19 protein-coding genes are annotated in these 21694 nt (G+C 39.8%); 13 read left to right on the top strand and 6 right to left on the bottom strand.

Annotated features, from left to right (window positions below; genetic code table 11):
- Positions 1 to 26 precede the first annotated feature (26 nt).
- From ACTB00_RS15795 to gcvT, 4 genes are all read right to left on the bottom strand, one after another.
- Positions 27 to 947: an NAD(P)-dependent oxidoreductase gene (locus tag ACTB00_RS15795; protein WP_463300886.1), complete on the bottom strand. Its 921-nt coding sequence runs from the start codon at positions 945 to 947 to the stop codon at positions 27 to 29.
- 144 nt (positions 948 to 1091) lie between these two features.
- Positions 1092 to 2168 carry a 3-phosphoserine/phosphohydroxythreonine transaminase gene (gene serC, locus ACTB00_RS15790; RefSeq protein WP_463300885.1) on the bottom strand — a complete coding sequence of 359 codons (1077 nt, stop codon included), beginning with the start codon at positions 2166 to 2168 and terminating at the stop codon, positions 1092 to 1094.
- A 180-nt stretch (positions 2169 to 2348) separates the two neighbouring features.
- Positions 2349 to 3092 (bottom strand): 2-phosphosulfolactate phosphatase, encoded by a 744-nt coding sequence (locus ACTB00_RS15785; protein ID WP_463300884.1) that lies wholly within the window; start codon positions 3090 to 3092, stop codon positions 2349 to 2351.
- A 310-nt stretch (positions 3093 to 3402) separates the two neighbouring features.
- Positions 3403 to 4494 carry a glycine cleavage system aminomethyltransferase GcvT gene (gcvT, locus tag ACTB00_RS15780; RefSeq protein ID WP_463300883.1) on the bottom strand — a complete coding sequence of 364 codons (1092 nt, stop codon included), beginning with the start codon at positions 4492 to 4494 and terminating at the stop codon, positions 3403 to 3405.
- Positions 4495 to 4730: 236 nt separating this feature from the next.
- Here gcvT and ACTB00_RS15775 point away from each other — a divergent pair, with 236 nt between their 5' ends.
- Positions 4731 to 5111, top strand: coding sequence for an Hpt domain-containing protein (locus tag ACTB00_RS15775; RefSeq protein WP_463300882.1), 381 nt, complete (start codon positions 4731 to 4733; stop codon positions 5109 to 5111).
- A 114-nt stretch (positions 5112 to 5225) separates the two neighbouring features.
- Here ACTB00_RS15775 and clpB read toward each other — a convergent pair whose 3' ends face one another.
- Positions 5226 to 7814 (bottom strand): ATP-dependent chaperone ClpB, encoded by a 2589-nt coding sequence (gene clpB, locus ACTB00_RS15770; protein WP_463300881.1) that lies wholly within the window; start codon positions 7812 to 7814, stop codon positions 5226 to 5228.
- Positions 7815 to 8358: 544 nt separating this feature from the next.
- Between clpB and ppdK the strand changes: the two genes are divergently transcribed.
- On the top strand, positions 8359 to 11070 hold the full coding sequence (gene ppdK / locus ACTB00_RS15765) for a pyruvate, phosphate dikinase (protein ID WP_463300880.1): 2712 nt from the start codon (positions 8359 to 8361) through the stop codon (positions 11068 to 11070).
- A 136-nt stretch (positions 11071 to 11206) separates the two neighbouring features.
- Here the strand turns inward: ppdK and ACTB00_RS15760 are convergent, their stop codons facing one another.
- Entirely contained in the window at positions 11207 to 11635 is a 429-nt protein-coding gene (locus ACTB00_RS15760) for an OsmC family protein (RefSeq protein WP_463300879.1), read from the bottom strand.
- Positions 11636 to 11956: 321 nt separating this feature from the next.
- Between ACTB00_RS15760 and ACTB00_RS15755 the strand changes: the two genes are divergently transcribed.
- From ACTB00_RS15755 to ACTB00_RS15705, 11 genes are all read left to right on the top strand, one after another.
- A complete protein-coding gene (locus ACTB00_RS15755; RefSeq protein WP_463300878.1) occupies positions 11957 to 13471 on the top strand; it encodes a nicotinate phosphoribosyltransferase in 1515 nt (504 codons plus the stop codon).
- Positions 13472 to 13552: 81 nt separating this feature from the next.
- Positions 13553 to 14086 carry a nicotinamidase gene (locus tag ACTB00_RS15750; protein ID WP_463300877.1) on the top strand — a complete coding sequence of 178 codons (534 nt, stop codon included), beginning with the start codon at positions 13553 to 13555 and terminating at the stop codon, positions 14084 to 14086.
- A gap of 107 nt (positions 14087 to 14193) precedes the next feature.
- Complete coding sequence (locus ACTB00_RS15745; protein ID WP_463300876.1) at positions 14194 to 14688, top strand: MarR family winged helix-turn-helix transcriptional regulator; 495 nt, start codon at positions 14194 to 14196, stop codon at positions 14686 to 14688.
- Positions 14689 to 14923: 235 nt separating this feature from the next.
- Positions 14924 to 16234 carry a lysine 2,3-aminomutase gene (gene kamA, locus ACTB00_RS15740; protein WP_463300875.1) on the top strand — a complete coding sequence of 437 codons (1311 nt, stop codon included), beginning with the start codon at positions 14924 to 14926 and terminating at the stop codon, positions 16232 to 16234.
- The gene (ablB, locus tag ACTB00_RS15735) at positions 16206 to 17063 is read left to right on the top strand and encodes a putative beta-lysine N-acetyltransferase (protein ID WP_463300874.1); all 858 of its coding nucleotides are present in this window, start codon (positions 16206 to 16208) and stop codon (positions 17061 to 17063) included. Before kamA ends, ablB begins: the two co-directional genes overlap by 29 nt.
- Before the next feature lie 2 nt (positions 17064 to 17065).
- On the top strand, positions 17066 to 17281 hold the full coding sequence (locus ACTB00_RS15730; RefSeq protein ID WP_159518097.1) for a hypothetical protein: 216 nt from the start codon (positions 17066 to 17068) through the stop codon (positions 17279 to 17281).
- A 3-nt stretch (positions 17282 to 17284) separates the two neighbouring features.
- Positions 17285 to 17506 carry a hypothetical protein gene (locus tag ACTB00_RS15725; RefSeq protein WP_463300873.1) on the top strand — a complete coding sequence of 74 codons (222 nt, stop codon included), beginning with the start codon at positions 17285 to 17287 and terminating at the stop codon, positions 17504 to 17506.
- Positions 17506 to 18933: a sodium:solute symporter family protein gene (locus ACTB00_RS15720; protein ID WP_463300872.1), complete on the top strand. Its 1428-nt coding sequence runs from the start codon at positions 17506 to 17508 to the stop codon at positions 18931 to 18933. Before ACTB00_RS15725 ends, ACTB00_RS15720 begins: the two co-directional genes overlap by 1 nt.
- Before the next feature lie 64 nt (positions 18934 to 18997).
- Positions 18998 to 19501, top strand: a complete 504-nt coding sequence (locus tag ACTB00_RS15715) for a YkgJ family cysteine cluster protein (RefSeq protein WP_463300871.1) — start codon at positions 18998 to 19000, stop codon at positions 19499 to 19501.
- Positions 19502 to 19870: 369 nt separating this feature from the next.
- Positions 19871 to 20560: a sensor histidine kinase gene (locus ACTB00_RS15710; RefSeq protein WP_463300870.1), complete on the top strand. Its 690-nt coding sequence runs from the start codon at positions 19871 to 19873 to the stop codon at positions 20558 to 20560.
- A complete protein-coding gene (locus ACTB00_RS15705; protein ID WP_463300869.1) occupies positions 20553 to 21650 on the top strand; it encodes a response regulator in 1098 nt (365 codons plus the stop codon). Before ACTB00_RS15710 ends, ACTB00_RS15705 begins: the two co-directional genes overlap by 8 nt.
- Positions 21651 to 21694: the final 44 nt, after the last annotated feature.

Here is a 21694-nt window from a genome sequence, read left to right as displayed (position 1 = left end):
TATTCCGGTTTTGAAATCGATTGTTGCTACTTGTTGACCTGAAAGGTCCGATCATTGTTTTCGAAAAACCCAACGATTTGTTCTGCAGCTGCAACTCCTGCATTTATATTTGCTTCTGATGTTTGTGCTCCAATCTTTTTAGGGCTGAAAAAATATCGTCCGCTGAATTCACTTTGAAAATGATCCACACAATCCGGAGCAATATCCGACAAGTATTTCACATCTTTTCGTTCAGCCATAAATTCACAAAGCTGTTCCTCATGAATTACTTCTTTACGGGCCGTATTAACGATTAAGGCATCTTTTTTGAGATGCTTTAAAATTGGCATGCTTACCGACTTGATGTGTTCTCCACGTGCCGGCACATGAATCGAAATAACATCAGAAACCGCATAAAGCTCTTCCAGCGATTTGGTAACCTCCAATCCTTCAGAAGAGGCCTGAGCCTTACTGAATCGGGTAAAAACCTTTACATTCATCCCAAATCCTCGGGCAATTCGGTGTACATTGCGGGCAACATATCCATAACCATGCAAACCAAGGGTTCGTCCGCGTAATTCTCCACCTGAAGTTCCATCGAAAAAATTACGCACCCCATAAATGGCCAACCCAATCGCCAATTCAGCAACGGCATTAGAATTTTGCCCGGGCGTGTTCATCACACAAACATCCTTTTTTTTGGCGTAAGCTGAATCAACATTGTCGTAGCCTGCTCCTGCCCGAACAATTAATTGAAGCTCTTCTGCCGCGTCAAGCACTTCCCGGTCAATTTTATCACTGCGAACAATTAAAGCATGGGTGCTTTTGACAGCTTCAAGCAATTCTTGTTTTTGCTGATACTTTTCAAGGAGTTGAACCTGGTAGCCCGTCTTCTCGAAAACTTCACTCATTTGAGCAACCGCAGCCGGCGCAAACGGTTTCTCGGTTGCAATTAATACGTTTGTCATTTTATTCAATTTTTAAGGTTAAAATAAAATGTCATTGCAAGCCAAATCGAAGTAACTCAACAGTTACTTTAGCCGTTCCTCATGCTTTAATGACTTCAAAAAAACAAAAGGTGGAAATCAATCCACCTTGCTATATAAAAGAACTTATTTTACATGTGTTTTTTCGAACTCCTGCATGCAATCGATCAATGCCTGAATACTCTCTTTGGGCATGGCATTGTAGATTGATGCTCGGAAACCACCAACAGATCGGTGACCTTTAATGGCCGACATTCCTTTTGCTGTAGCAAATTCCAGGAAGTCTTTTTCCAACTCCAGGTAACCGTCATTCATAATAAAGCAAACATTCATCAACGAACGATCTTCCTTATTCAATACGGTTCCTTTAAATACCGGATTGCGATCAATTTCGTCATAAAGCAAAGCTGCTTTTTCTTCGTTGATTTTTTCCATTGCAGCAACTCCTCCTTTTTCTTTCAACCACTTCAAGGTTTGCAAGGCAGCATAAATTGGCGTTACAGGAGGTGTATTAAACATGGAACCACCATCAATATGAGTTTGGTAGTTCAGCATGGTGGGAATGGGACGATCGACTTTTCCTAGGATGTCGTTTCGAACAATTACAAAAGCTAATCCTGCCGGAGCCAGGTTTTTCTGCGCTCCTCCGTAAATAATTCCATATTTTGAAATATCGATCTGACGAGAGAAAATATCAGAAGACATATCGCAAACAACCGGAATATCCAGGTCAAAGTCTTTACGAATTTGAGTTCCGTAAATGGTGTTGTTCGATGTAAAATGGAAATAATCGGCATCAGCCGGAATTTCAAATCCTTTTGGAATGTAATTGTAAACGGTATCTTTCGAAGAAGCAACTTCAACAACCTCTCCAAAGAATCTTCCTTCTTTGATTGCTTTTGACGACCACGAACCAGTATTTAGGTAGGCAGCTTTAGTTTTCATCAGGTTGTAAGGCACCATGCAGAATTGCAGGGAAGCGCCACCGCCAAGGAATAATACCGAATAATTATCAGGAATATTCAGTAGTTCGCGAAACAACGCTTGTGTTTCTTCCATTACAGCGACAAATTCTTTTCCGCGATGTGATACTTCCATCACAGAAAGACCGGTTCCTGCAAAATCTTTAATGGCTTCAGCAGTTTTCTCAATCGTAACTTGTGGTAAAATTGAAGGTCCAGCTGAAAAATTATGCTTCTTCATGTTGGTATAATTTTTTAAGGGTTAAAATTATTTCTATGTAATATGTGTTATTCATTCAAATTAACTGAAAATTACCTTTTTGATCTGTGAGAAATATCAGTCAAAAAGAAAACAGGCGCAAGTTATAAAACATTAATTTACAACAGGCTGTCTTCATGGTAGAAATCATCAAAAAGTTGACTACTTTTTATTTGTTCCGTTCGCTTTCGAAAGCAAACGGCCATCAGAATAATAAGGGATTAAATCAGTAAAATCCAACTGATGGCAAAACTCAATGCAGTCATCCAGACCTTTACTGGCCAAACGTCCTTTTTGAGCTGCTTTCAAACTATATTGGTTTAAATCGCATTTCGCTATCGACCATAAATCGGAGGAAGCTGTTACCGCATCACAAATACTTTCATATTTCCCTGAAGCCAGCAAACGCTCGGCCAAAGCTCCCGCACAAACCGTATCCTCCAGGCTAAAACGATCTTTCCACGATGCACAAAAAAGAAGTACCGGCGCATCTTGTTCAATTAAATACCCGGCAAGCGCTGACAGGTTAAGAAACGAGCCAATAAGCACCTCTTTGGAATGACTGGCCATATGAATGCAACGCGTGCCATTTGTGGTTGAGTAAACAATGTCTTTATCCTTAACTTTATCTCCACTAAAATTGAATGGCGAATTCCCGAAGTCGGCAAAGTCGAGCACGTAGCCATCACGCTCCGAAGCAACCGTGTACCCTTCTTCTTTTTTTTGTCGGGCTTCTTCAACCGTAGCAACCGGAATAATTTGCCGGACACCATTCGCAAAAGCTGTGCAAATTGAGGATGTTGCACGCAGTACATCAATTACCACCACGATATTTTCGTTGTTGGCATGTTTATCGTAAATAGCCGGTGTTAAACAAACCTCCAACTGACGTTTTTTCTTATTCATAAATGTCGGTAAACTTTCGAGCAGCAAAGATAAGCCTCTATTCAGAAATACTTCGATTATTTTGCACGATTTGTGCAATTGTTAAGCTTTTGTAATTACGGTATTCAAATGAATTGTTCTCGGTGAGTCATTGAACCTGTTTTCAACCAATCAGAATCTCGTTCGGTTAATAAAAAATGTATGCAGAACACTCAACGAAGCACGCAGAATAATGGAACATTAATCCTTCAATGGTTTACGATGAGAAGCAAAAAAAAGCCTGCTGATATCAGCAGGCTTTCCAGATTAGAAAAGTTGTAAGTCAACCCCCTTAAAGAAGACTCACGAAAGGTACTTTTACTACCTTTGCTTTCAATAGTCTATTTCTAATTTTCACATAGATTTCTGTTCCAAATGCGGAATATTCTTTATCCAAATATCCCATTCCAATGCCTTTATTCAGCATCGGCGATTGTGTACCTGAAGTCACTTTACCGATAACATGCCCATCCTTGTCAGCCAATTCGTAATCGTGACGAGGAATACCGCGATCAATCATTTCAAATCCTCGAAGCTTACGAGTCACGCCTTCGCTTTTTTGCACCAACAACAAGTCCTTGTCAATGAAATCATTGTTATCATTAAACTTAGTAATCCATCCAAGTCCGGCCTCAATCGGTGACGTTGTATCATCAATATCGTTTCCATAAAGACAAAAGCCCATTTCCAGACGTAAGGTATCACGAGCTCCTAAACCAATTGGTTTAATGTCAAACTCTTCCCCCGCTTCAAAAATGGCTTTGTAAATCTTTTCAGCATGTTCATTTCTGAAATACAACTCAAAACCACCCGATCCGGTGTAGCCTGTTGCTGAAATAATGACGTCATCAACTCCTGCAAACTGACCGGTTACAAAGGTGTAATATGGTATTTCATTCAGATTTACTTTGGTGAGCTTTTGCAGTGTTGTGGTGGCTTTTGGCCCTTGTATTGCCAATTGACTTATTTCGTCTGATGCATTTTCAAGCTCGGCTCCAACACTATTTTGCGAAACCACCCATCTCCAATCCTTCTCAATATTCGACGCATTTACAACAAGCATGTATTTTTCAGGCTCGTAATAATAGACCAACAAATCGTCGACAATACCGCCTTTGCCATTCGGGAAACAGGTGTATTGTGCCTGTCCTATGCTAAGTTTAGAAACATCGTTGGTTGTAAGCTTTTGCACTAACTTTGCAGCATTCGATCCTTTCACCCAAAATTCGCCCATATGCGAAACATCGAAAACACCCACACCATTTCGTACGGTAAGGTGTTCGTCTTTTATACCACTAAACTCGACTGGCATTTCAAAACCAGCAAAATCTACCATCTTGCCTCCGGCATCTTTATGCAGCTGATTAAAGGAAGTTTTCTTCATCAATTTCAAATTAAGCTAGCAAAAGTAACGTTTAAAAGAACCTTTTTCCATGAATAATATCAGAATTTTTGAACCATTTTGCAATTTTTTCAACTTTGAAAATATCACGTTTCTCAATAGAATCATCTGCCAGGCTGATTTTGCACACGGGCATCCTTCAAAATAAAATAGACCAGAATCAAAATATCCCGTCCGCACTCCCGTTGGCATTATAAAAGTTTTTTAACTACTTTTGAATGATAAAATTTATCAACAAACGAATGGCTGAACAAAAGTATACTGACCTAAACTACCTGAAAGAAATTACAGGTGGCGAAGACGAAATTCTAAAGGAGTTTATCAACATGTTTTTTGATCAAATTCCTGAGTTTAAAGATGGATTGCACGAGCATCTGAAAAATAAACGATACAAAGAATTAGGAGAATTAGCACACAAAGCGAAATCGTCGGTTATGACTTTTGGCATGGACAATTTAGGCCACCAACTGAAAGAACTCCAGTTAAAAACTCAGGAGCTTGCTGATATTGATACTTACCCGGCCTACGTTCAAGAGTTTGATACTGTCGTTGCACAAGCAGAAAAAGAGCTACAGGAAGTTTTGGATTCACTAAAATAGAAAAGGGTACTTATCATACCCCTTTCACTTGACTATAATCGGTTGCTTTTTATAGGTATTGTATGGACTCGCATTTCATCATCCTGCGCAAGAACTTTCACATGCCCGTTTCATTTATCTACTTACAAATTTTAATTCATCGTTTTCGAGAACTACTTGAATCGTTTGCTCAAGATTAACATCGCCGGCAAGTATCTTTTTCGACAGTTCATTCAATACATGCTTTTGCAATAGGCGGGTAACAGGACGAGCGCCATATTGAGGATCGTATCCAATAGCTGCTAACCAATCAACTGCTTCATCACTAATTTCAATCTTCAGATCCTGATTACTCATTCGTTTCACAATTCGGTTGAACTGGATTCGAACAATTTGTTTGATGTCTTCTCGTGACAATGGCGTGAACATGATTGTTTCATCAATCCGATTCAGAAACTCAGGTCGAATTGTTTTTCTCAACAAATTGAAAACTGCCTTTTGAGTTTCTTCATAAACCTCACCCTCATTGCCTTCTTTCATTCGCTCAAAACCTTCCTGTATAATTTGAGATCCAAGGTTTGAGGTCATGATGATAATGGTGTTTTTGAAATTAACGAGTCGCCCTTTATTATCAGTCAACCGACCATCATCCAGTACTTGCAACAAGACGTTAAACACATCCGGATGTGCTTTTTCAATCTCATCAAACAAGACAACCGAATAGGGTTTCCGGCGAACAGCTTCACTTAACTGTCCACCTTCATCGTACCCAATATATCCGGGAGGCGACCCAATCAATCGGGTTACCGAGAATTTTTCCTGGTATTCCGACATGTCAATGCGGGTAACCATATTCTCATCATCAAACAGGTACTCGGCCAATGCCTTTGCCAATTCGGTTTTACCAACACCTGTTGTGCCTAAAAAGATAAACGAACCAATCGGTCTCTTTTCATCCTGTAAGCCTGCTCGACTACGCCGCACCGCATCAGCCACCGCATGAATGGCTTCTTTTTGACCAACAACACGGTTGTGTAATTCATCCTCCAGGAGAAGTAACTTTTCACGTTCACTTTGCATCATTCTGGAAACAGGAATTCCCGTCCAGCGAGCAACGACGTCTGCAATATCTTCGGCATCTACTTCTTCCTTGATTAAAGAATCTCCCTGAACTTCGTGCAATTCTTGCTCCAACCGGATGATTTGCTCTTCAGCTTCTTTGATTTTGCCATACCGAAATTCAGCCACTTTGCCATAATCTCCTGATCGTTCGGCTTGTTCTGCCTCAAACTTAAAGCTTTCGATATTGGTTTTATTTTGCTGAATTTGGTCAATCAACGATTTTTCCATTTCCCACTGTGCGCGATACCTCGACTGCTCCTCTTTCAGGTTGGCAATCTCTTCGCCAAGCAAAGCCAGCTTACTTTCATCTTTTTCTCGCTTAATGGCTTCCCGCTCGATCTCTAACTGCTTCATACGTCGCTCGATTTCATCCAGCTCCTCAGGCACCGAATCCATCTCCAATCGTAACTTGGCGGCAGCCTCATCCATCAAATCAATGGCTTTGTCGGGCAAGAAGCGATCAGAAATATATCGCTGGGACAGCTCCACTGCCGCAATAATTGCATTATCCAAAATGCGAACCTTGTGGTGACCTTCGTAGCGTTCTTTCAGTCCACGTAAAATCGATATCGCACTCAAAGCATCCGGCTCGTTCACCATCACAATCTGAAAACGACGTTCCAATGCCTTATCCTTTTCAAAGTACTTTTGATATTCATTTAATGTGGTGGCTCCAATCGAACGTAGTTCGCCACGGGCTAATGCAGGCTTTAGAATATTGGCAGCATCCATAGCCCCCTCTCCCTTTCCTGCGCCCACCAATGTGTGAATTTCGTCAATAAACAGAATAATTTCACCATCCGATTTCACCACTTCATTGACCACCGCCTTCAAGCGCTCTTCAAACTCACCTTTGTATTTGGCTCCGGCAACAAGCGCTCCCATATCTAAAGAAAACAACTGCTTTGACTTCAGGTTTTCGGGCACATCTCCACGCACAATTCGATGAGCCAAACCTTCGGCAATGGCCGTTTTACCTGTTCCGGGTTCACCAATCAAAACCGGGTTATTTTTTGTTCTACGGGAGAGAATCTGCAAAATTCTGCGAATTTCATCATCGCGACCAATGACAGGATCAAGTTTCCCGCTTCGGGCTCTCTCATTCAGGTTAACTGCAAAACGGTTCAACGAATTAAACTGATCTTCAGCTGTCTGGCTTTGCACTTTCGCCCCTTTACGTAATTCTTCGACGGCCGCGTTTAGCTCTTTTTTTCCTACTCCGTTGTCCTTTAGCAAAGAAGAAATCGTATCTCCAGTCTCCAGTAATGACATTAAAATATGCTCAACCGAGACAAAATCATCTCCCATTTTTTTGGAAATATCAATTGACTTCTGCAATGCTTTGTTGGTATTACCCGAAAGGTATTGTTCTCCCCCAGTTACTTTAGGATACGATTGGATAATTTGCTCCAGTGCTTGCTGGAAAATGCCCGTATTTACTCCTAGTTTTTTTAATAGAAAACCGGTTACATTTTCAGCCGCATGTAATAAGCCTTTCAAAACATGACCGTTTTCAACGGCCTGCTGATTATTAGCTTGCGCAACTTCAAACGCATGCTGCAATGCCTCCTGCGATTTAATTGTAAAGTTGTTAAAATTCATGGTTTCCTCCTTTATTCATTTCTACCCGCTGCACTTCAAAAAGTTAGCCACAAACTACTAGTTATAGAAATACGGACATTTTGTCTTTTAAAATTATGAAAAGCAGAGGAATTTTCAGGAAGAGTTCTAAAAGGATGGAATTTTTGACAGTTGGTAGAAATAATAAAAGGATGGTTGCAACCATCCTTTTATACTAACTTAACCAAACCTATCTATGAAAAAAAAATTACTTGTCTATTTCCTTAAATCTTACAATACAAATGTACGTCAGATTATAGTTAAGAACACTCAAACAACGTTAATAAATGTTAAGGATTATCAGGTTCAAATATTCGTACTTAAATAGCTTTTGAAAGAGCCAATCCCGAATTAAACGAACAATTAAGAAGTCTTTGAGATGCCGGAAAGTTACCATTTAACTAAAAGTGGCTATATAACACGCTAATTGATTGGTTTTTTAGAATTCATTTTTTCAATTTTATAACGTTCTAAAAGAGAACAGACTTAAACTGATTTTTTATTACTAATCTACAAAAAACGCTTTATGACAAAGTATGTTTATACGTTCGGTAACGGTAAAGCAGAAGGCAAAGCCGATATGAAAAACCTCCTTGGAGGTAAAGGAGCTAACCTGGCAGAAATGAACCTGATTGGTGTGCCAGTTCCCCCTGGATTTACGATTACAACCGAAGTTTGTACCCTCTATACGCAACAGGGACACCACGCAGCTGTTTCATCCATAAAAGATGAAGTTGAAGAAGCGGTAGCCCTTATTGAAGAATTAACCAACACAAAATTTGGAGACAAAGATAATCCATGTCTTGTTTCCGTGCGTTCCGGCGCTAGGGTATCTATGCCCGGCATGATGGACACCGTTCTAAATCTTGGATTGAACGATTTAGCAGTGCAGGGAATTGCCAAAAAATCGGGAAACGAACGTTTTGCATGGGATTCGTATCGTCGTTTTGTACAAATGTATGGCGACGTTGTTTTAGGACTGAAACCTGAAAGCAAGGAAGATATTGATCCTTTCGAGGAAATCATGGAAAGCCTGAAAGAAGAAAAAGGCATTGAGTTGGATACCGACTTTACAACTGACGACTTAAAGGTGCTGGTTACCCGCTTTAAAGACGCTGTACTAAAAGTAACCGGGAAAAGTTTCCCGGACGACCCATGGCAACAACTATGGGGAGCGATATCGGCTGTTTTCGATAGTTGGATGAATGAACGTGCTATTTATTATCGCAAGATCAACAATATTCCGGTTGAATGGGGAACAGCAGTTAACGTGCAAGCGATGGTTTATGGAAACATGGGCGACACATCAGCAACAGGAGTTGCTTTTACCCGCGATGCCGGAACAGGAGAAGATATTTTCAATGGTGAATACCTGATTAATGCGCAAGGGGAAGATGTTGTTGCCGGCACCCGAACTCCGCAACAGATTACCCTGGAAGGCAGTAAGCGCTGGGCCGAACTGGCCGAAGTTAGTGAGGAAATGCGTAAAGACGAATTTCCTTCTCTGGAAGAAACCATGCCTGCTATTTATAAAGAATTGATGGAAACTCAGGAAAAACTGGAAAACCACTACAAGGATATGCAGGATTTGGAGTTTACCATCCAGGATGGCAAGCTGTGGCTTCTACAAACCCGAAACGGAAAACGAACCGGAGCAGCGATGGTTAAAATTGCTGTTGACATGCTGGAGCAAGGTATGATTGATAACAAAACCGCGTTATTAAGAATAGAACCTAACAAGCTGGACGAATTACTCCACCCTATTTTTGATACCGATGCACTCGAGAGCGCAAAAATTGTTGCCAAAGGGCTACCAGCATCTCCCGGAGCTGCAACAGGTCAAGTGGTATTCTTTGCCGACGAAGCTGACAAGTACGAAAATTCAATTCTTGTACGAATTGAAACTTCTCCCGAAGATTTGGAAGGAATGAATATTGCCCGTGGTATTTTAACCGCCAGAGGAGGAATGACCTCGCACGCCGCAGTAGTTGCACGCGGCATGGGTAAATGCTGCGTTTCCGGTGCAGGGGCCATTAAAATTAACTACAAAACAAGAGTAATGACCGTTGCCGGAAAAGAAATCAAGGAAGGCGACTGGATTTCACTGAATGGTACGACTGGCCAAGTTCTTGAAGGCAAAGTAAAAACAAAGAATCCTGATCTTGGAGGTGACTTTGCCAAAATAATGGATTTGTCTGATCAATTTGCTCGAATGACAGTTCGCACCAATGCTGATACGCCAAATGATGCAAAGGTTGCTCGCAAGTTTGGAGCCCAGGGAATTGGACTCTGCCGAACAGAACACATGTTCTTCGAAGGTCATCGAATTAAAGCAATGCGCGAAATGATATTGTCATCAACTCTGGAAGGGCGAGAAAAAGCACTCGCGAAACTACTCCCATACCAGCGAGAAGATTTTGAAGGTATATTTGAAGCGATGGAAGGCTATGGAGTTACTGTTCGGTTATTGGACCCACCATTGCATGAATTTGTACCTCACCAACAAGCAACTCAAAAAGAACTTGCTGATGAAATGGGAATCTCAATTGATGCTGTCAAGTCCAAAATTTCAGATTTAGAAGAGTTTAACCCCATGTTGGGACACCGTGGTTGCCGATTAGGTATTACTTATCCTGAGATTACAGCCATGCAGGCACGAGCAATTATTGAAGCAGCGCTAAACCTGAAAGCAAAAGGAGTTGATGCACGTCCTGAGATCATGGTTCCTTTGGTGGGCACAGTTGCCGAGCTAAAAAACCAGACCAAAATTATTCGATCTACCGCCGAGGCAGTATTTAAAGAAAAAGGTGACCGTATCGACTACTTGGTTGGAACAATGATTGAAATTCCGCGAGCTGCACTAACTGCTGACCATATTGCTGCAGAAGCTGATTTCTTTTCTTTCGGAACAAATGACCTGACCCAAATGACATTGGGATATTCACGCGACGATGCCGGTAAATTTCTGCCAGTTTATTTAGAGAATGGTATTTTGCAACAGGATCCATTCCAGATACTCGATCAAAACGGGGTTGGTCAATTGATCAAAATGGGGGTTGAAAAAGGCCGTTCAGCAAAGCCAAATTTGAAAGTTGGTATTTGTGGTGAACATGGCGGAGAACCAAGCTCAGTCGAGTTTTGCGACAGTGTCAATTTAGACTATGTGAGTTGCTCTCCTTATCGTGTTCCGATTGCCCGGATAGCAGCCGCTCTAGCAAATGTCAAACACAGTAGCTAGTTTTACTACTTATAGGAAAATAAAAAACGCCGTTTTTGGAAATCCAAAGACGGCGTTTTCGTTTCAAAGGTCTGTTATTGAAATAAAGGAACTGAAAAAAACTTCCTGTTCCACTGCTATTTTTTTTCGATAATTTTTAACTCTTCAATTTAGCATCCATCGTTATCTTAATGGCTGAAAGTGCTTGAGAAACGGGGCAGTTTTCTTTAGCTTTAGTCGCAAGTTCCTGAAACTTGTCATCGTCAATATCTGGAATTTTTGCTTCTACATCCAAGTGGCTTTCTATTATTTTGAAACCACCATCAACCTGATCTAACTTGATACTTGCAACTGCTTTTACTTCTTTCGGGTCAAAACCTTCACCATCTAAAATATTTGAAAAAGCCATTGAGAAACAACCTGCGTGAGCTGATCCAATCAACATTTCAGGATTTGCTCCCACTCCGTCTTCAAATCTTGATTTAAAACTAAACGGAAACTCAGTATCGCTTTTCTCAAATTGCATACGACCGTTTCCATCTTTCAAATTCCCTTTCCAAAATGCGTGTGCTTTATTAATTTTCATGGAATGATTTTTTTGATTTAAAATGTAACTATCCTTAGTATCGCAAACCAAGTGCCGAAAACAAACCAACACTTCAACAAAACAACAAAAGAAGCTAGTAATCAACCGGAAAGACAAATTTCAAAAACCTTAACTTCAAAAATAAGCAAGAAAAAAATGTGCGGAAAAATCTACCACTGAGGTGAAAAATACACACTTCTAGAACTCGAAATCCTGTGTTGTGATCAAATCAATCAACTGAATGATAGTAAAAAACTCTTTTATCAAAATTTAGTTGGTAATTTGCAAGGTATTTGTAACATGCTATCCAAAATTTAGACAATGATATTTCCACTTCAACAAAGCACCGGGCTCTACACCGACCATTATGAATTAACAATGGCACAAGGCTATTTTTTATGCGGACTCCATAAACAGCCGGCCAATTTTGACTATTTCTTCCGCAAATGCCCTTTCAACGGGAGCTATGTCGTCTTCTCCGGTTTATCATCCGTGCTTTCAATTATCGAAAATTTCAACTATTCTGATAAGGATTGTGAGTATCTTTTGTCGATTGGATTCAACAACAAGTTTGTTGAATTTTTGAGAGACTTTAGTTTCAAGGGTGACATATACGCTGTAAAGGAAGGTGAGCTTATTTTTCCTTATGAGCCGGCACTTCGTGTTCATGGCAATATTTTAGAATGTCAGCTAATTGAAACCCTTCTTTTGAATATTCTCAATTTTGAATCGCTGATCGCCACTAAAGCAAGTCGAATTCGCTTAGCTGCCGGCAAAAAACTGTTAATGGAATTTGGATTAAGACGCGCTCAAGGACTGGGAGGCATTAACGCCAGCAAAGCAGCTATTAGCGGAGGTTTCGACAAAACGTCCAACGTATATAGCGCTTGTCATTTCAATATTGAAAGTACTGGAACAATGGCTCACTCATGGATACAGAGTTTTGGCAATGAGTTGGAAGCTTTTCGTAGTTATGCCAAAATTTTTCCTGATTCATGCACGCTGCTGGTTGATACTTACGACACCTTGAAAAGCGGCGTCCCAAATGCTATAAAAATAGCGCATGAGTTAAAACAAAAAGGACATGAATTAGCCGGCATTCGACTCGACAGTGGTGATTTGACTTTCCTGAGCAAAAAAGCCCGAAAAATGCTGAATGATGAAGGCTTACAACACGTAAAGATTATCGCCTCAAACCAACTGGATGAGAACATCATTCAAAGTCTTGAATTGCAAGGAGCCCCCATTGACATATATGGAGTGGGCACGGCGCTGGCAACCGGCAAGGATGATGCAGCTCTGGATGGTGTTTTTAAGCTATCCATGGTTAATGAAAAGCCATCGATAAAAGTGTCAGAAAATATTTCGAAGATGACTTTACCCGGGATAAAAACCATCCATCGATATATTGATGACGACAATCAGTTTTGTGCCGATGGCATTTCGCTGGAATCGGAAGTTGAGTATGAAAAAATCTACCACATCACCCAACCTGAAAAACAAAAACAAATAAGCTCGTGCATCAAAGAGCCGCTTGTACACCAAGTAATGAAAGGAGGCCAAACAATAATACCACAACAAACGCCTTCAGAATTAGCTCTGTATACGCAGTCCCGCTTAAAGCAACTTCCGGATGAGCATAAACGATTTTTAAACCCACATGTTTATAAAGTTGGGATCAGCGAGCAACTATTATCGACTAGAAATGACCTTGCCCTAAAATACCTGAAAAAAAAAATCCTTTTTAGAATATCAATAAAATACAGCAATATGAAACAAGCATGCAAAAGTCTTCCAACAAAGGAAAATCACGATATGCGAATTCCATATAAATAAGCTTGAAAATTTTATTGAATACCTTTAAAGCAAACGGCCAAATGAGCTAAATAATATCGATATGTTAAAATTATAGAACAGATGAAAGCACTACTAATCGTTGATCTTCAGAATGACTTTCTTCCGGGAGGAGCACTACCAGCGCCTCAAGGAAATCAAATCATACCAGTAATAAATAAGTTGATGAACCGGTTTTCATTGGTGATCGCATCAAGAGATTGGCACCCCAAGGACACCGTTCATTTTGATAAATGGCCGGTTCATTGTGTAGCAGAAACCAAAGGAGCCGATTTTCCAGCACAACTGGATCAATCAAATATTGGACGAGTTGTACAGAAAGGAACCAAGGATAATGATGATGGCTATTCCGCCTTTGAAGCAACCAACCTAAACTTAGATAATTACCTTAAAGAAAATCAGGTTGGTGAATTATTTATTTGTGGTTTAACAACTGAATATTGTGTAAAAACAACTGTTTTGGATGCTTTAAAGCTTGGATACAAAACCATAGTAATAAAGAACGCAGTTGCAGGCGTACAAGCACAACCGGGTGACGAAGACAGAGCCTGGGAAGAAATGAAAAATCAGGGAGCAACACTTGTTGAGCTTGCATAATATCAATAAGATCACCAACTCATTTGCTTAAAAGTGAATAGAATTTATTTTTCCCTTTGAAAAGATGTGAAACTGGTTTATTTTTGCTTCCTGTTGAAACAAAAAAAATGGATCCTACAGAAATTTTAATCACCATCCGTAAAATTGTACGGTCAATCAATCTGGAATCGAAAAAGATCCAAAAAGAATATGGCGTCAGTATTCCTCAAATACTATGTCTTAGTTATTTGCACGCCTCAAAAAACTACCAATCAACGCAAGGTGAAATTCGCAAGTTCCTGAATTTAAACTCCAGCACAACAAGTGGGATTATTGATCGTCTTGAAAGCAAAAGCTATCTAGTTCGTCTTCCAAAACAAGGAGATCGAAGGGTTGTTAATATCGCTTTATCTTCAAAAGGCGCTGATCTATTAAAAAGAATTCCGCCACTAATGCACGACCGCCTAACATCCAAACTAACCACATTGCCCAACATCGAACTACAACAGATACAAGACAACCTGCAGACTTTGGTCAGTCTTCTTGACATTGAGAACGTTGAAGCTTCACCAATGATCACGATTGAAGAACCAATTAACCCAAACAAACCGGGAAAAAACTAATCTTCGTTTCCACGCAACACAACCTATACGCGTATAAAAATACACTCTCATAACTTTAACTGATTGTTAAGCCGTCTCTCTTTAGCATCATTCTAAATAAGGAGTGCACAGGACTATATTTCAGCGCAGTACACATAAATAGCCTATCAATTAGACAAATGAAGATAGTTACATATTTTGCCAACGAAGCCTAAATGTTGTATTTTTGTTCGCATAGAAACAAACAGACTTTATTATGGAGATCTTTAATGGCGTTCAGCAAGCAATTGCATCCAAGATTAACAACCAATCTACCATTTCGAACTGGAAAGACTGGAAGTGGCAACTGAAGCATTCAATCAGTACGATTGAACAATTTGAAAAATTGACCGGAATCGACTTCAGCGAAGAAGAAAAAGGAAAACTTGGAAAAACACTGGATAAGTTTCCTTTATCCATCACCCCTTACTACGCATCGTTAATTTCGCAAGAGAACTACAAGAATGATCCTGTATTCATCCAATCATTCGCCAATATTAACGAACTGAATGTTCTAAATACCGATCTTGCAGACCCGTTGTCTGAAGATAGAGACAGTCCTGAAGTAGGAATTACACACCGTTATCCAGACCGTGTATTATTTCACGTAAGTAATGTTTGTGCAATGTATTGCCGGCATTGTACCCGAAAACGCAAGGTGGGTGACGTCGATTTTGTTCCTTCAAAAGAACAGCTACAAAAAGGAATTGAATATATCAAAAAAACACCGCAGGTTCGCGACGTATTACTGTCTGGTGGTGATCCACTTATGCTTCCCGATAGTAAAATTGACTGGCTTTTGAGTGAACTATCAGCTATTCCACATGTTGAGGTTGTTCGTATAGGAACTAGAATGCCAGTTGTTCTTCCGTACAGAATCACGGATAACTTGATTAATATTTTGAAAAAATATCAGCCACTATGGATCAATACTCATTTCAACCATCCGCGTGAAATGACAAGCTCGGCCAAAGAAGCAGTTAGGAAACTTGCTGACGGAGGATTTCCTGTTGGTAATCAAACCGTATTGCTGGCAAATGTTAATGATTGTCCGCGGATTATGAAACACCTGGTTCACAAACTTGTGCAAAACAGGGTACGCCCCTATTATTTGTACCAATGTGATTTATCTGAAGGGTTGTCGCATTTCCGCACACCAGTTGGAAAAGGTATCGAAATCATGGAAAGTTTGATTGGACATACCAGTGGATTCTCTGTTCCTACATATGTCATTGACGCTCCTGGAGGAGGTGGTAAAATTCCGGTTATGCCAAACTATATCATTTCTTGGTCGACCGACAAAGTGGTTCTTCGCAACTACGAGGGAGTTATTACCACATACAAAGAACCAGATCATTACGAGAATAAATTTTGTGATCGCGACTGCGAAAACTGTAATTTGGAACTGAACCTTCAGGAAAGCGATGAGATGAAATCATTGGGAATCGAAAAACTATTATCCGATTCAGATGCGTCAATTTCATTAATCCCTGAAGATAATGAACGATATAACAGAAGAGAAGAATAAAATGGATCGTATTGAAAACATTGGCCACTCAGTTGTACATCATGGAAAATTCAACAACCGTATTTTCCTGCTAAAATACAGCGATAAGGATAGGCAAAACATAACACAACTATTAAATAGCTTAGCGGCCACCAATGGATACACGAAAATAATTGCCAAAGTGCCCGCTGCTGCACAACCTGTTTTCCTGATCGATGGATATAGGCAGGAGGCTTTCATTCCTGCGTTTTACAAAGGCGAAGAGGATGTATTTTTCATGTCGAAATTTTTAAGCGATGAACGCGATGCTACGCCGGAAGCTCCACTTTCAACTTTAATTGATTTGTTGGCAGCGGATGCAAGCAGTAATGGCGTGGCATTGAACAAACAATTTACCTTAGATATGGCAAAGACGGAGGACGCAGCAGAAATGTCGGAGATATTCAAGCAGGTCTTCGCTACTTACCCCTTCCCTGTTACCAATCCTGAATACATCAAGGAAACCATGGATGATGGTTCGGTGATTTATTTTGGTGTTTGGGATAAGGGCAAATTGGTAGGTATTTCCTCAGCCGAAGTAGATCCCAAAAACAAGAATGCAGAAATGACCGACTTCGCGGTATTGCCGGAATATCGGGGACATAAGCTAGCCTACTTTTTATTGGAAAAGATGGAAGCAAAGTTGCAAGAACTGAACTATAAAACGGCCTATACAATTGCCCGATTAAATTCGCCGGGAATGAACAAAACTTTCATTAACCATGGGTATCATTTTTCTGGAGTACTAAAAAACAACACCAACATTTCCGGACAAATTGAAAGCATGAACGTTTATTACAAAACACTTTAGCTATGGTTAATCAAAGACATCTAGGGCATCTATGTCCCTATGCAAAGGAATGTCCTGTTTTTCAGGAGGAGTTGATCGTTAAGGATGTCATTCCCTTCCTGATCAAAAACGTATTTTGCAACCGAGGACAAAAAGGATGGAAAAATTGTGAGCGGTTTAAATTAGCTGAAACCGGACAAGAGATTCCAAAAACAGCAACCCCATATAAACAGAAATAGATAATGAGAAAAGAAATTGAATTAGAAAAAATTAAAGACAACACAGAAAGAGAAATCGTTAAATTACTTAGCGAACACGACAAATTCATGATGGGAGATATCGTCATGAAACTCAGATTGAGTTACCAACGTGGTCATGAGTATTTAAATTTATTATTGGATAAAAACTGGATTAGCAATACCGAGCAGCCCCCCTATTACACCCTGAAAATTGATTTAAAATAATGCATTGGATTGATCTGACTATTTTCACGGTCTACCTCATTTTTATGCTTGGTGTTGGATTTTTTTTCCTGCGCAAAAACAAAGATACTGACGATTATTTTGTTGGTGGCCGACGAATGAGCAGCCTGCACATCGGCCTTTCGGTTGTTGCAACCGACGTTGGCGGAGGCTTCTCCATAGGATTGGGAGGTTTGGGATTTGTCATGGGAGTATCGGGTAGCTGGCTGCTATTTAGCGGACTTATTGGAGCTTGGCTAACCGCTGTTGTGTTAGTTCCAAAAGTTCATCGGCTGTCGCAACGTCAGAACCTGCTGTCGTTTCCTCAGTTTTTGGAAAACAGCTACAGCAAACAAGTTGCTCTAATTGCAGGCATCATTTCAGCCATTGGATACCTCGGCTTTACCAGTTCTCAAATTTTAGCCGGAGCCAAATTAGCGGCTGCGACATTTCCTTCGCTCTCATTCACCACGGCACTGCTTGTCATGGGGGTAATAGCTGTGGTTTACACGGTCCTCGGCGGACTTAAAGCCGTAATTTATACCGATACGATCCAATGGATAATTTTGATGGGGGGATTAATCTTTGTCGCTTTACCACTCTGCTACTTCGCCGTAGGAGGCTTCGATGCTATTCGGGAAACCCTGCCTGCCTCATACCTGAGTTTTACCAACATTAGCTGGCAACAATTTTTAAACTGGATGATTACCGTTATTCCTATTTGGTTTATCGGAATGACTTTGTACCAGAGAATTTACGCATCGCGCACTCCAAAATCAGCCCAGCGAGCCTGGTTTATTGCCGGACTATTCGAATACCCTCTAATGGCGTTCACAGGTGTGCTGTTGGGGCTACTGGCTAAGGTTGCCTATGAAAATGGGATGCTTGCTGTTTCAGGCTTCCCTATTGGAAGTGAGATTGATTCAGAAATGGGATTGCCGGTGCTATTAAAAACAGTGCTGCCCGTAGGGCTAACCGGCATCGTTCTTTCAGCTTACTTTTCGGCAATTATGTCGACTGCCGACAGCTGCCTTATGGCCGCTTCAGGAAATGTACTAACCGACATCATTAAAGGACACAATCACCCTTCGGGATTGCGTATATCGCAATTATTAACCTTTGCAATTGGAGCAATCGCTCTGCTGCTAGCCTTTAAAATGCCCAATGTCCTGGATCTTATGCTTCACTCATACACATTCATGGTTTCGGGGCTATTTATTCCGGTAATAGCAGCACTAATTAAAACGAATAATAATCCGCTAGCTGCCTTCTGGTCGATGATTGTAGGTGGATGTACATCATTAACTTTGATTATTCTTAATCTTGATCTACCACTAGGCTTAGATCCAATCATCTTTGGCATCGCAAGTTCTCTGGCTGTTTTTGTTTTGCTTTCGCTTGCAAAAAGAACTCCTCAAGTTTCAATTTAACCTCCGTTTTCGAAAGGTAAAATTATACCTATTTTTGCCTTTCAAACTAACAAAGGGACAACTGATGGAGTCGATCTGCTATTACAAGCCGGAAGAGCTAAAACAAATGACTGCTAATCGCAAGCAGGAATTCTCGGCTTTATTTCAAAAACTGAAAAAGAAAAAGCCGAAAAATCTGGATACGATTGTTCATACTCTTCACGAAGAGGCCTTCAGTCAATTCGATTGTTTAGACTGTGCAAATTGTTGCTCCAGCATCAGCCCGATCGTAACTGACAACGATATTAATCGTCTGGCTAAAAGCCAAAAGATGAAAGCTACCGACTTCATTGATCAACATCTTTATCTGGACGAAGATCAAGACTATGTGTTTCAACAAACTCCTTGTCCTTTTTTGATGCACGACAACTACTGCTGTGTGTACAATAACCGTCCGCGTGCCTGTCGCGAATATCCGCACACCGACCGCAAACGCTTTTATCAGATTTTAGATCTCACCCGAAAAAACTGTGAAATTTGCCCTATTGTTTACGCTATTACCAACGAATTAACCAAGCTTGATCTGTAAACGCTACAAGTGACGATAAACACCCTTTAAATTAAACAAGATAACAATTTGATAATTTATAGAATTATTAAAGTATAGGTCATCGCTAAATCAATTTAAAACACACAGATACTGCTGTTTGTGTGTTCATTAAGATTAAACAAAACAAATAGCTAAATCTTAAAAACATAATTTAAAGTTTCCTGTTAGAACAGCTCAAGCATCTGATTGCGGCCATCAATAACACGATTTAACGAATAATGATCTTGATAAATATTGCTATTGGAAATTAATGTCTATTTTTATAAAAGAATTATGGTAAAAATATAAATCAAATGTTTTAACTTGTATTCTGATTTCTAATTTTCATTTTATCGATACTCAGCAAGCATGGACTATTCGTCTCCTCAAAATATTGGACAGATAATAAGCTCACTCTCTCATGAGTTGAGAACCCCTATCACGATCCTTAGCTCCAACCTGCAACTGCTAAAGAATAAGCATTTGCAAATGGATGAAGAGATGCGTAGTGAATCTTTTATGTTATGTGAAGAAGCACTGAGATCGGTTACCGGCTTTTTGGAGGGTATTCATTTTATCAATCTGGCAAATAAAAACGAAGTCTCAAAGAATGTTTCTGCTATAAAAACTGATGAGTTCATCGAGAAAATAATCAACAATAAATCAACATTATTTTATAAATCAGACAGAATAAAAATTAATACACATTCGCCCCATACCACATTCAACTCCGACGAACATTTGCTTATCATGGCTGTTACACAATTACTGGATAATGCCTATAAATTCTCAGCAAAAGATGTTATACTTACGATTTTTACTGATGACAAATTTGTAAATGTAACGATTGAAGATAGTGGTGTCGGAATTCCAAAGGACAAGCGCCAATCTATTTTCCTCCCGTTTTACCGTTGTGAAGAAGTGAAGATGATTAGTGGCATTGGTCTGGGATTACCCATCGCACAAAAAGCGATTGAACGTCTGAATGGAACAATTGAGATTAAAAGTTCCCTCTCAGAAGGAACAATAGTAGAAATAAAAGTACCGGTAAATGAGTGATAAAAAGATATTGATTATTGAAGATGATTTTGCATTGTCCAAGACATTGAGAAATGTATTGATGCTAAATAATTATCAAGCTGATATTGCTAGCTCTGGAGCGGAAGGTATTCAAAAAGCGTATGAATATTGCCCCGATCTGATTTTGTGTGATATTAACATGAAACCAATAGACGGATATCAGGTTTTCAACATTCTTAAAGACAGCATACTGACGAGTAGGATACCTTTTATTTTCATTACCGGAAGATCGGAGTTAAACGATATTCGGATGGGGCTTGAGTTAGGAGTTGATGACTATATTGTCAAGCCTTTTGAGAACGAAGATTTACTGAAATCGATTAAAGTCAGGCTCGATAAATATGAAAAGCTCGTAAATATTGGGAAAAATAATTATAAAGCTTTACTCAATCTTTCACCATACGGCGTCTTTGTTTTTGATGGAGAAACGATTTACGAAACAAACAGAGCATTCCTGGAAGTTACGGGCTTGTCCGATTCCGAAGTTAAAAATACTACATTCGAAAATCTCTTAACGCCAAAGCAATATAACAAGATTGAAGGTCCGATTTTAAAGTGTATAAATGGGTTGAGCGATAATTTTCAGGAAGATATAAAAATAAAAAACGCTGATGGCGACACAGAAAAATTCAGGTTGCACGTAACCCCCAGCCAAAAATACAGTGGTTTCACTTTACTGATTGGGTTATTATCCCCTCTCGAACACAAAACTGAATCAACAGCTCCTCCAGTAGAATATAAAAAACTAGTTAATATCCTGGAAGAAGAAAAAATTACGATTTCGGGAGATCTTGCCCATAAGCTTCACAAAGCGTTTACGCCATCGCAATTGAAATATCACCAAGATCAATCAGATGTATTAGTTAGTAAAAATATTTTTTCAAAACGGGAACAAGAAGTTCTTACACTTTCGTGCAAAGGTCTTCCCATTAAAATGATTGCCGATCAACTAAACATTTCGGATCGAACGGTTGAAAAACATCGTGCAAACCTCATGGAAAAAACAGGCGCAAAAAATATTGTGGAGGTTATTATTTATGCCTTGAAAAATGATTTGGTAGATATCTAAGGCTTTCGATTTGCTTATCGGCAACTTTGAAAAAACGATTTCCT

The sequence above is a fragment of the Sunxiuqinia sp. genome (assembly GCF_055140945.1).
Note: the sequence above shows the minus strand (reverse complement) of the source record. Positions and strands in the feature narration are given on the sequence as shown.

Excerpts from the sequence above, each read along its gene's own strand:
- ACTB00_RS15725 (WP_463300873.1), top strand. The coding sequence starts at position 17,285 with ATGAGAAAAGAAATTGAATTAGAAAAAATTAAAGACAACACAGAAAGA.
- ACTB00_RS15715 (WP_463300871.1), top strand. The coding sequence starts at position 18,998 with ATGGAGTCGATCTGCTATTACAAGCCGGAAGAGCTAAAACAAATGACT.
- gcvT (WP_463300883.1), bottom strand. The coding sequence starts at position 4,494 with ATGAAGAAAACTTCCTTTAATCAGCTGCATAAAGATGCCGGAGGCAAG.
- ACTB00_RS15750 (WP_463300877.1), top strand. The coding sequence starts at position 13,553 with ATGAAAGCACTACTAATCGTTGATCTTCAGAATGACTTTCTTCCGGGA.
- ACTB00_RS15760 (WP_463300879.1), bottom strand. The coding sequence starts at position 11,635 with ATGAAAATTAATAAAGCACACGCATTTTGGAAAGGGAATTTGAAAGAT.
- serC (WP_463300885.1), bottom strand. The coding sequence starts at position 2,168 with ATGAAGAAGCATAATTTTTCAGCTGGACCTTCAATTTTACCACAAGTT.
- ACTB00_RS15775 (WP_463300882.1), top strand. The coding sequence starts at position 4,731 with ATGATAAAATTTATCAACAAACGAATGGCTGAACAAAAGTATACTGAC.
- ACTB00_RS15710 (WP_463300870.1), top strand. The coding sequence starts at position 19,871 with ATGGACTATTCGTCTCCTCAAAATATTGGACAGATAATAAGCTCACTC.
- ACTB00_RS15795 (WP_463300886.1), bottom strand. The coding sequence starts at position 947 with ATGACAAACGTATTAATTGCAACCGAGAAACCGTTTGCGCCGGCTGCG.
- ACTB00_RS15745 (WP_463300876.1), top strand. The coding sequence starts at position 14,194 with ATGGATCCTACAGAAATTTTAATCACCATCCGTAAAATTGTACGGTCA.
- ACTB00_RS15755 (WP_463300878.1), top strand. The coding sequence starts at position 11,957 with ATGATATTTCCACTTCAACAAAGCACCGGGCTCTACACCGACCATTAT.
- ACTB00_RS15785 (WP_463300884.1), bottom strand. The coding sequence starts at position 3,092 with ATGAATAAGAAAAAACGTCAGTTGGAGGTTTGTTTAACACCGGCTATT.
- clpB (WP_463300881.1), bottom strand. The coding sequence starts at position 7,814 with ATGAATTTTAACAACTTTACAATTAAATCGCAGGAGGCATTGCAGCAT.
- ACTB00_RS15730 (WP_159518097.1), top strand. The coding sequence starts at position 17,066 with ATGGTTAATCAAAGACATCTAGGGCATCTATGTCCCTATGCAAAGGAA.
- ACTB00_RS15720 (WP_463300872.1), top strand. The coding sequence starts at position 17,506 with ATGCATTGGATTGATCTGACTATTTTCACGGTCTACCTCATTTTTATG.
- ablB (WP_463300874.1), top strand. The coding sequence starts at position 16,206 with ATGAACGATATAACAGAAGAGAAGAATAAAATGGATCGTATTGAAAAC.
- kamA (WP_463300875.1), top strand. The coding sequence starts at position 14,924 with ATGGAGATCTTTAATGGCGTTCAGCAAGCAATTGCATCCAAGATTAAC.
- ACTB00_RS15705 (WP_463300869.1), top strand. The coding sequence starts at position 20,553 with ATGAGTGATAAAAAGATATTGATTATTGAAGATGATTTTGCATTGTCC.
- ppdK (WP_463300880.1), top strand. The coding sequence starts at position 8,359 with ATGACAAAGTATGTTTATACGTTCGGTAACGGTAAAGCAGAAGGCAAA.